This is a genomic window from Arthrobacter sp. TB 26 (assembly GCF_000427315.1).
Lineage (GTDB): Bacteria > Actinomycetota > Actinomycetes > Actinomycetales > Micrococcaceae > Arthrobacter.
In genome coordinates this window covers 1-9,314 of the sequence record NZ_AUPJ01000264.1, presented here as the reverse complement: position 1 = coordinate 9,314, position 9,314 = coordinate 1, and the positions used below count along the sequence as shown (strand labels likewise).

The following is a 9,314-nucleotide window of genomic DNA, read 5'->3' as shown; positions in this document are numbered from 1 at the left end:
CCACCGCTGTACGGCGGCTTACGATCACCTGCACCGGCACCGAAGCTGCGACGCTCCGCGCCACCCTCACGCGGGCCACGGTCACCGTACGGCTTACGATCACGATCGCCACCACCGCTGTACGGCGGCTTACGATCACGATCGCCACCACCGCTGTACGGCGGCTTACGATCACGATCGCCACCACCGCTGTACGGCGGCTTACGATCACCTGCACCGGCACCGAAGCTGCGACGCTCCCCGCCACCCTCACGCGGGCCACGGTCACCATACGGCTTACGATCACGATCGCCACCACCGCTATAAGGCGGCTTACGATCACGATCGCCACCGGCACCGGCACCGAAGCTGCGACGCTCCCCGCCACCCTCACGCGGGCCACGGTCACCATACGGCTTACGATCACGATCGCCACCACCGCTATAAGGCGGCTTACGATCCCCGCCACCGCTGAAGGGCTTGCGATCGCTTTCACGTGCCGGACGGTCGCCAAAAGGCTTGCGGTCACGATCGTTGGAGGAAGGCCGCGCCCCCTGGGCCCCCTGGTCATCGCGAGCACGGTACCCGCGGGGGTCACCGCCGGAATTGTTGGTGCCGCGGAATCCTCCGCCGCCCGAACTGCGTCCGCCACCAAAGTTGCCGCGGTCGTTGCCGCCGCGATTACCGCCGCGATTACCGTCGTTGTGCTCAGCCATGCTGGATTCCTCCTGTTGCGAGCCCCCGACTGGCACGCTCGCAGCCGTACTACTCTAGTTGCTTCCTGCCTGACGACAAACGCTCCGTGAACGGCGCGCCCGCGAGGCCAGCCTCTATTGTAGTCGAGCCTACTCAGTAGGTTCAGCTTGGAGCTGCCAACCGCCTTAGCGCTGCGAGGGCATCCTCCGTGCTCCAGGATACGGCGGGCGGGCGGGAAACAATGAGCCGAGTCAGTTTCGTGCCGTCAGCGATGACCAGGACGTATTCAGTCGAACCGTTGAGTTCGTTCCGGGCGAATCTGGCCGTCCCCTCAACGCCAGGAACGTCGACGGGAGCGTTAAGGGATTCGAAGGGGGCTGAGGCTCGAAGTCCTTCGGCCGAGGGAAAGGTCGTCACTTCCAGCACCACAGCGTGCGTTGTGGTGCGCTCAGCGTCCAGCGGATATATACAGCTTTCGCGTCGGATACCGTTGGGATCGACATTGCCGTCGGACTCCGCGGGCTGGAGCCCGGCGGCTGCACTGCCCAGTACTTGTTGGATCAGCTCCGGGGACAGCCGAAAACAGCCAACCTCGCTGGTAGGCAGAACCGTTGACCCGTCGTGCGCAATACTGGGCGTCGGGGACTGGCTGGCGGGCGAACCAGCTTGACTGCTGCTTCCACCGGATGCCGGTCCCTCCCCGGCCGGCGAGGATACTGGTCCAGTGCAGGATGATAAAGCCAGGCTGGCGAGGAATAGAACAGCCAATCGGTGGGTGCGCCGGGAATCACCAGAAGACATCATCCACAACTCCCATCACGATCTTGTCACCCGGAACCGCTGAACGCTGATACCTAACGATGTCAGTTTCGTCGAGAGATATACATCCCCAGGTAGGAACTTTGTTGGCGTGGAGGAAGATCGCGAATCCAGCGTTGGGAACAATCGGGGAATCCGGCGGTCGGTTGTAGTTGATCACAACTCCCTGCCTATAGTCGTGGGACCAACGCGTGGCATAATACCACATGTTCTCGTCAGGAAAAACATCTGCACTCGATTCGAAGTACTTATTGTAATTGCCGTTGAGTCGGCCGCCCCACCGGGAATACGGATTCAGCTGTCGGTAGTACAGTGACGTGCCGGGGTCACCCAAGCCAAAGGCTTCGGTCACTGTAAATGCTCCAGTGGGAGAGAATTTGTTGATGGTCGGGCCGGACGCCACGCCCGGGCGTGCGAAACCGCTTTCACCTGCAAAACCCGGGACCACCCATTCCAGCCTGAACGACCCGCCCTCGCGCACGCAGGTCGTGAAATTGATGCCTTGGTCCGGGTAGCCTTCGGCGATTGCGAACGAGACACGGGATGCAGAGCTGGCATCGTAGCGGATACTTCCCCGATTTAGAGCAGCGCAGTAGCCATCCGACCTCAGGTGGAAGTCAATTCCCTTCGTGGAACTCCACGTCAAACGACCGAATTGGAACTCCTGGACGCAGGCGCCGCCGCAACGTTCCGGACCAATGGGATAACCCAACGAACCGTGTTCCCACCCCCTGCTGGCGTAGGTCCCGAGGATTGCCCCCCAAATGGGTTGAGCCCCGCCGAAAGGCGACCAGTAAACAGCACCACCTTGGAATCGCTGCACGCAGCCGTCGTTTTGCAGTCCACAGAATTCACGGCTCACGGGATACCCGAGAGGACCTGATTCCCAGTTGAGACTGGCCCATCTCTCTGCGATGCCAGCAGTAGTGCCGTATGCACCCGAGGCCGGCGACCAGTGCATGGCGCCGTTCTCAAATCGCTGCAAACAGCCGTTGTCCCGCAACCCGCAGGACTCCGGACCGGTGGGATAGCCGAGACGTCCGGCCTCCCAGTTCATCCCTGCGTACCCGCCCAGAATGGAACCCCACACAGCGTGGGCGCCTCCAGCGGCCGACCAGTACACGGCGCCACCCTGGAACCTCTGGACGCAGCCGGAGTCACGCAACGTGCAAATTTCTGCGGTGAGGGGATATCCCAACCGACCTGCTTCCCAGTTCAGCGCAGCCCAACGATCCGCAATTGCCGCACGAGTGGGGTTGGCACCGGATGCAGCTGACCAATGCACGGCACCCCCTTCGAAATGCTGCACGCAACCGTTATCGCGAAGACCACAATATTGAGCGTCCAGCGGGTAGCCCAGCATGCCGGATTCCCAGTTCAAACTGGCCCACCGTTCTGCTATGGCAGATCTGGTGGGGTGAGCGCCCGTGGCGGCCGACCAGTGGATGGCCCCACGCTCGAACCGCTGGGCGCAGCCGGCGTTCTTCAGTCCACAGAACACATCGGACACGGGGTTTCCCAGCGGTCCTGTCGCGCCGCCCAGTCCCGCCCACCGCACACTGATGGCGCTTCCTCCGACGCCGAGCGCCGCCCGGCCGGTGTCCGCGGGAACGGGCTCCCCCTGAGGTACACCCTTAGCGTCCGTGGACGGTTCAACAGCCGGATCGGAAGCAGCCGATTCATCCGTCGTCGGCTGCGGCGCCGGGCTAGCGGGGTCCTTGACGCCGGGTGTCGGTTGCACCGTAACAACGGGTGCAGCCGTCACGGACGGAGTCGGTTCATCCGTGATCGACGGCGCCTCCGTGACGGACGGAGAAGGGCTAAGAACAGCGCCAGCTGGCCCGCCCGCAACTAATGCCAGCGGACTTGCTGCGGCGGCCTGCACCGAAGTCGCTAACAACGCAATGGCCAGAAGAACTGCCCCGGCCGGGTTGCCAAAAACTTTCATATTGATTCATTCCCCCAAGTAATGACGATACCGCGTCACCCAATTCTGCGCGCCTCTGCTGCACGCTCACGAGGCTACACGAAAAGGTGGAATGAAGGAGAGAAAACACTCATAAGCCGCTTCTCCAAATTAGTGAAGCCTCAGGGCCTTTCGCAGCCTGGCGCGACGGAATCGGGCAGTGTCTTCTTGCCGCGCTTGTTGGTGGGGGTTAAATGCGGGAGGACCCCCAACATGGTTGGGGGTCCTCGACCGTTTAATGATGTTCCGGCGGTGACCTACTCTCCCACACCCTCCCGGGTGCAGTACCATCGGCGCTGTGGGTCTTAGCTTCCGGGTTCGGAATGGGACCGGGCGTTTCCCCCACGCTATGACCGCCGTAACCTTGTGTCCCGAACCCCCGTGGGGGGGTGGGAAATCTGGTGTTACAACTGTGGTGTTATTCAGTTGGTTTGGTTCCTCGAACAACGGGTTTGTTGTTTGGGAACCACATAGTGGACGCAAGCAGTCTTGTTTCTTCGTACCACCCCTGGGTGCGAACCCCTTTTGAATGGGTTCGCGGGGTGGTGTGTGGTGTAAGTTATCGGCCTATTAGTACCGGTCAGCTTCACGAGTCGTTAGTCCTCGCTTCCACATCCGGCCTATCAACCCAGTGGTCTGGCTGGGGGCCTCTCACACACAAGGTGTATGGAAATCTCATCTCGAAGCGAGCTTCCCGCTTAGATGCTTTCAGCGGTTATCCCATCCGAACGTAGCTAATCAGCGGTGCACTTGGCAGTACAACTGACACACCAGAGGTTCGTCCGTCCCGGTCCTCTCGTACTAAGGACAGCCCTTCTCAAATTTCCTGCGCGCGCAGCGGATAGGGACCGAACTGTCTCACGACGTTCTAAACCCAGCTCGCGTACCGCTTTAATGGGCGAACAGCCCAACCCTTGGGACCTACTCCAGCCCCAGGATGCGACGAGCCGACATCGAGGTGCCAAACCATGCCGTCGATATGGACTCTTGGGCAAGATCAGCCTGTTATCCCCGAGGTACCTTTTATCCGTTGAGCGACGGCCATTCCACAATGTACCGCCGGATCACTAGTCCCGACTTTCGTCCCTGCTCGAGATGTCTCTCTCACAGTCAAGCTCCCTTGTGCACTTACACTCGACACCTGATTGCCAACCAGGCTGAGGGAACCTTTGGGCGCCTCCGTTACTTTTTAGGAGGCAACCGCCCCAGTTAAACTACCCATCAGGCACTGTCCCTGACCCGGATTACGGGCCGAAGTTAGATGTCCAAAGTGACCAGAGTGGTATTTCAACGATGACTCCACCCGAACTGGCGTCCGGGCTTCAACGTCTCCCACCTATCCTACACAAGCCACTCCGAACACCAATACCAAACTATAGTAAAGGTCTCGGGGTCTTTCCGTCCTGCTGCGCGTAACGAGCATCTTTACTCGTACTGCAATTTCGCCGAGTTTATGGTTGAGACAGCGGGGAAGTCGTTACTCCATTCGTGCAGGTCGGAACTTACCCGACAAGGAATTTCGCTACCTTAGGATGGTTATAGTTACCACCGCCGTTTACTGGGGCTTGAATTCTCAGCTTCGCCTTGCGGCTAACCGGTCCTCTTAACCTTCCAGCACCGGGCAGGAGTCAGTCCGTATACATCGTCTTGCGACTTCGCACGGACCTGTGTTTTTAGTAAACAGTCGCTTCCCCCTGGTCTCTGCGGCCCCTGCACGCTCCGGACAGCAAGTGTCCATCACGATGGGGGCCCCCCTTCTCCCGAAGTTACGGGGGCATTTTGCCGAGTTCCTTAACCATAATTCTCTCGATCGCCTTAGTATTCTCTACCTGATCACCTGTGTCGGTTTGGGGTACGGGCGGCTAAAACCTCGCGTCGATGCTTTTCTAGGCAGCATAGGATCACCGAATCCCCCCTTACGGGAGTCCCATCGGGTCTCAGGCATCATGAACGGCGGATTTGCCTACCGTTCGCCCTACATCCTTAGACCGGGACAACCATCGCCCGGCTCGGCTACCTTCCTGCGTCACACCTGTTAATACGCTTGCCTCCCAGGATCAGGTCCCGCGCTCCACCAAAACCCTTCACCCACAAGGGGTGTCAGGCAGGTATTGGGCGGTTAGTATCCCCTGTTCAGCATGGGCGGTTTTTCGCCGGTACGGGAATATCAACCCGTTGTCCATCGACTACGCCTGTCGGCCTCGCCTTAGGTCCCGACTTACCCAGGGCAGATTAGCTTGACCCTGGAACCCTTGATCATTCGGCGGACGGGTTTCTCACCCGTCTTTCGCTACTCATGCCTGCATTCTCACTCGTGTAGGCTCCACCGCTGGTTTACACCGCGACTTCACTGCCCACACGACGCTCCCCTACCACTCCAGACGCCTGAACCAACCCACAAGGGGCGGCTTAGCTAATATCTGAAATCCACAACTTCGGCGGTGTACTTGAGCCCCGCTACATTGTCGGCGCGGAATCACTTGACCAGTGAGCTATTACGCACTCTTTTAAGGATGGCTGCTTCTAAGCCAACCTCCTGGTTGTCTTCGCAACTCCACATCCTTTCCCACTTAGCACACGCTTAGGGGCCTTAGTTGGTGGTCTGGGCTGTTTCCCTCTCGACTATGAAGCTTATCCCCCACAGTCTCACTGCTGCGCTCTCACTTACCGGCATTCGGAGTTTGGCTGACGTCAGTAACCTTGTAGGGCCCATTAGCCATCCAGTAGCTCTACCTCCGGTAAGAAACACGCAACGCTGCACCTAAATGCATTTCGGGGAGAACCAGCTATCACGAAGTTTGATTGGCCTTTCACCCCTACCCACAGCTCATCCCCTCCATTTTCAACTGAAGTGGGTTCGGTCCTCCACGACGTCTTACCGTCGCTTCAACCTGGCCATGGGTAGATCACTTCGCTTCGGGTCTAGATCACGCCACTGCAACGCCCTATTCAGACTCGCTTTCGCTACGGCTTCCCCACACGGGTTAACCTCGCGACGTAACACTAACTCGCAGGCTCATTCTTCAAAAGGCACGCCGTCACCAGAATCAGACTGGCTCCGACGGATTGTAAGCACACGGTTTCAGGTACTGTTTCACTCCCCTCCCGGGGTACTTTTCACCTTTCCCTCACGGTACTGGTCCGCTATCGGTCATTAGGGAGTATTTAGGCTTATCAGGTGGTCCTGACAGATTCGCACGGGATTTCTCGGGCCCCGTGCTACTTGGGATACTCCCCGGGCGGTACACAACATTTCGGTTACGGGGCTCACACCCTCTCTGGCCGGCCTTTCAAGACCGTTCACCTATGCCTGCACTACACACCCCACTGTCCCGGCAGAGACAGAATGGGAAGTCCCACAACCCCGACCATGCAACGCCCGCCGGCTATCACACATGGAACGGTTTAGCCTGATCCGCGTTCGCTCGCCACTACTGACGGAATCACTATTGTTTTCTCTTCCTGCGGGTACTGAGATGTTTCACTTCCCCGCGTTCCCTCCACGCACCCTATGTGTTCAGATGCGGGTCACCAGGCAGCTCGCGCCCCTGGCGGGGTTTCCCCATTCGGACACCCTGGGATCACAGTCCGGTTATCGACTCCCCCAGGCTTATCGCAGATTCCTACGTCCTTCTTCGGCTCCTAATGCCAAGGCATCCACCGTGTGCTCTTAAAAACTTGACCACAAAAGATCAAAAAAACTAATTTTCGAGAGAACCACGAAAACCAACCCACACACCCAAAAGGCGCCCAGGTCAGATCCAGGTTCATATTCTTGGAAATTGCTTCTTATAAAAGATGCTCGCGTCCACTATGTAGTTCTCAAACAACAACCCCATACCACACACCCCACACACACAACAGTGCATGATCGGTGCAGCCAGGAAACCAGAAACACAAGTCCCACACCCCACCACCGGAGACTCCCCCGTAAGGGAACCCGGCCATGAGCCATGGTCCTGTTGCCTCAGGACCCAACAGTGTGCCAAACACTACCCAGCGAAACATTCCAGCCGCGTTCCAGGACCCGCCCGAAGGAAGATCCGTACTTGCTGCCGGCACATGCCGCCAGGCACCTATTTGTTGATATTCCACCCGTGAGCACCCGCCGCAGAACTAGCGTCTGCGCAACGGGCGTACTCCTGACAACCCCGCCACACCCACATACATGAGGCACGGTGATTGTAGGCGCTCCTTAGAAAGGAGGTGATCCAGCCGCACCTTCCGGTACGGCTACCTTGTTACGACTTAGTCCCAATCGCCAGTCCCACCTTCGACAGCTCCCTCCCACAAGGGGTTAGGCCACCGGCTTCGGGTGTTACCAACTTTCGTGACTTGACGGGCGGTGTGTACAAGGCCCGGGAACGTATTCACCGCAGCGTTGCTGATCTGCGATTACTAGCGACTCCGACTTCATGGGGTCGAGTTGCAGACCCCAATCCGAACTGAGACCGGCTTTTTGGGATTAGCTCCACCTCACAGTATCGCAACCCTTTGTACCGGCCATTGTAGCATGCGTGAAGCCCAAGACATAAGGGGCATGATGATTTGACGTCGTCCCCACCTTCCTCCGAGTTGACCCCGGCAGTCTCCTATGAGTCCCCGCCATAACGCGCTGGCAACATAGAACGAGGGTTGCGCTCGTTGCGGGACTTAACCCAACATCTCACGACACGAGCTGACGACAACCATGCACCACCTGTAAACCGACCGCAAGCGGGGCACCTGTTTCCAGGTATTTCCGGTTCATGTCAAGCCTTGGTAAGGTTCTTCGCGTTGCATCGAATTAATCCGCATGCTCCGCCGCTTGTGCGGGCCCCCGTCAATTCCTTTGAGTTTTAGCCTTGCGGCCGTACTCCCCAGGCGGGGCACTTAATGCGTTAGCTACGGCGCGGAAAACGTGGAATGTCCCCCACACCTAGTGCCCAACGTTTACGGCATGGACTACCAGGGTATCTAATCCTGTTCGCTCCCCATGCTTTCGCTCCTCAGCGTCAGTTAATGCCCAGAGACCTGCCTTCGCCATCGGTGTTCCTCCTGATATCTGCGCATTTCACCGCTACACCAGGAATTCCAGTCTCCCCTACATCACTCTAGTCTGCCCGTACCCACCGCAGATCCGGAGTTGAGCCCCGGACTTTCACGGCAGACGCGACAAACCGCCTACGAGCTCTTTACGCCCAATAATTCCGGATAACGCTTGCGCCCTACGTATTACCGCGGCTGCTGGCACGTAGTTAGCCGGCGCTTCTTCTGCAGGTACCGTCACTTTCGCTTCTTCCCTACTGAAAGAGGTTTACAACCCGAAGGCCGTCATCCCTCACGCGGCGTCGCTGCATCAGGCTTTCGCCCATTGTGCAATATTCCCCACTGCTGCCTCCCGTAGGAGTCTGGGCCGTGTCTCAGTCCCAGTGTGGCCGGTCACCCTCTCAGGCCGGCTACCCGTCGTCGCCTTGGTGAGCCATTACCTCACCAACAAGCTGATAGGCCGCGAGTCCATCCAAAACCACAATAAAGCTTTCCACCCCCCACCATGCGATGAGGAGTCATATCCGGTATTAGACCCAGTTTCCCAGGCTTATCCCAGAGTTAAGGGCAGGTTACTCACGTGTTACTCACCCGTTCGCCACTAATCCCCCCACAAGTGAGGTTCATCGTTCGACTTGCATGTGTTAAGCACGCCGCCAGCGTTCATCCTGAGCCAGGATCAAACTCTCCGTTGAAGTAAAACAGACACAACCAACACCCCCGGGAAAACGGGACGTGCCGGCTGCACAAAATTTGAAACCAGCTGTAAAAACCAGACCACACCACGGGGTGGCGGATCCAGTCAATTCAACCAATTCAATACAAT

2 protein-coding genes and 3 rRNA genes are annotated in these 9,314 nt (G+C 58.3%); all 5 read right to left on the bottom strand.

All coding sequences use genetic code 11. The features are described from left to right. Window positions 1–475 (bottom strand): hypothetical protein (locus tag K789_RS24555; RefSeq protein WP_157835685.1); only part of this gene is annotated, 475 nt, incomplete at its 3' end. Window positions 476–1,462: 987 nt separating this feature from the next. Next, a complete protein-coding gene (locus tag K789_RS24550; protein WP_084507415.1) occupies window positions 1,463–3,442 on the bottom strand; it encodes a hypothetical protein in 1,980 nt (659 codons plus the stop codon). Window positions 3,443–3,704: 262 nt separating this feature from the next. Beyond that, window positions 3,705–3,821: ribosomal RNA gene (gene rrf / locus K789_RS0109675) — 5S ribosomal RNA — on the bottom strand. A 188-nt stretch (window positions 3,822–4,009) separates the two neighbouring features. Then, window positions 4,010–7,144 (bottom strand): 23S ribosomal RNA (locus tag K789_RS0109670). A gap of 515 nt (window positions 7,145–7,659) precedes the next feature. Further along, window positions 7,660–9,183, bottom strand: a 16S ribosomal RNA gene (locus tag K789_RS0109665). The 16S, 23S and 5S rRNA genes sit together here, the layout of an rRNA operon. Window positions 9,184–9,314: the final 131 nt, after the last annotated feature.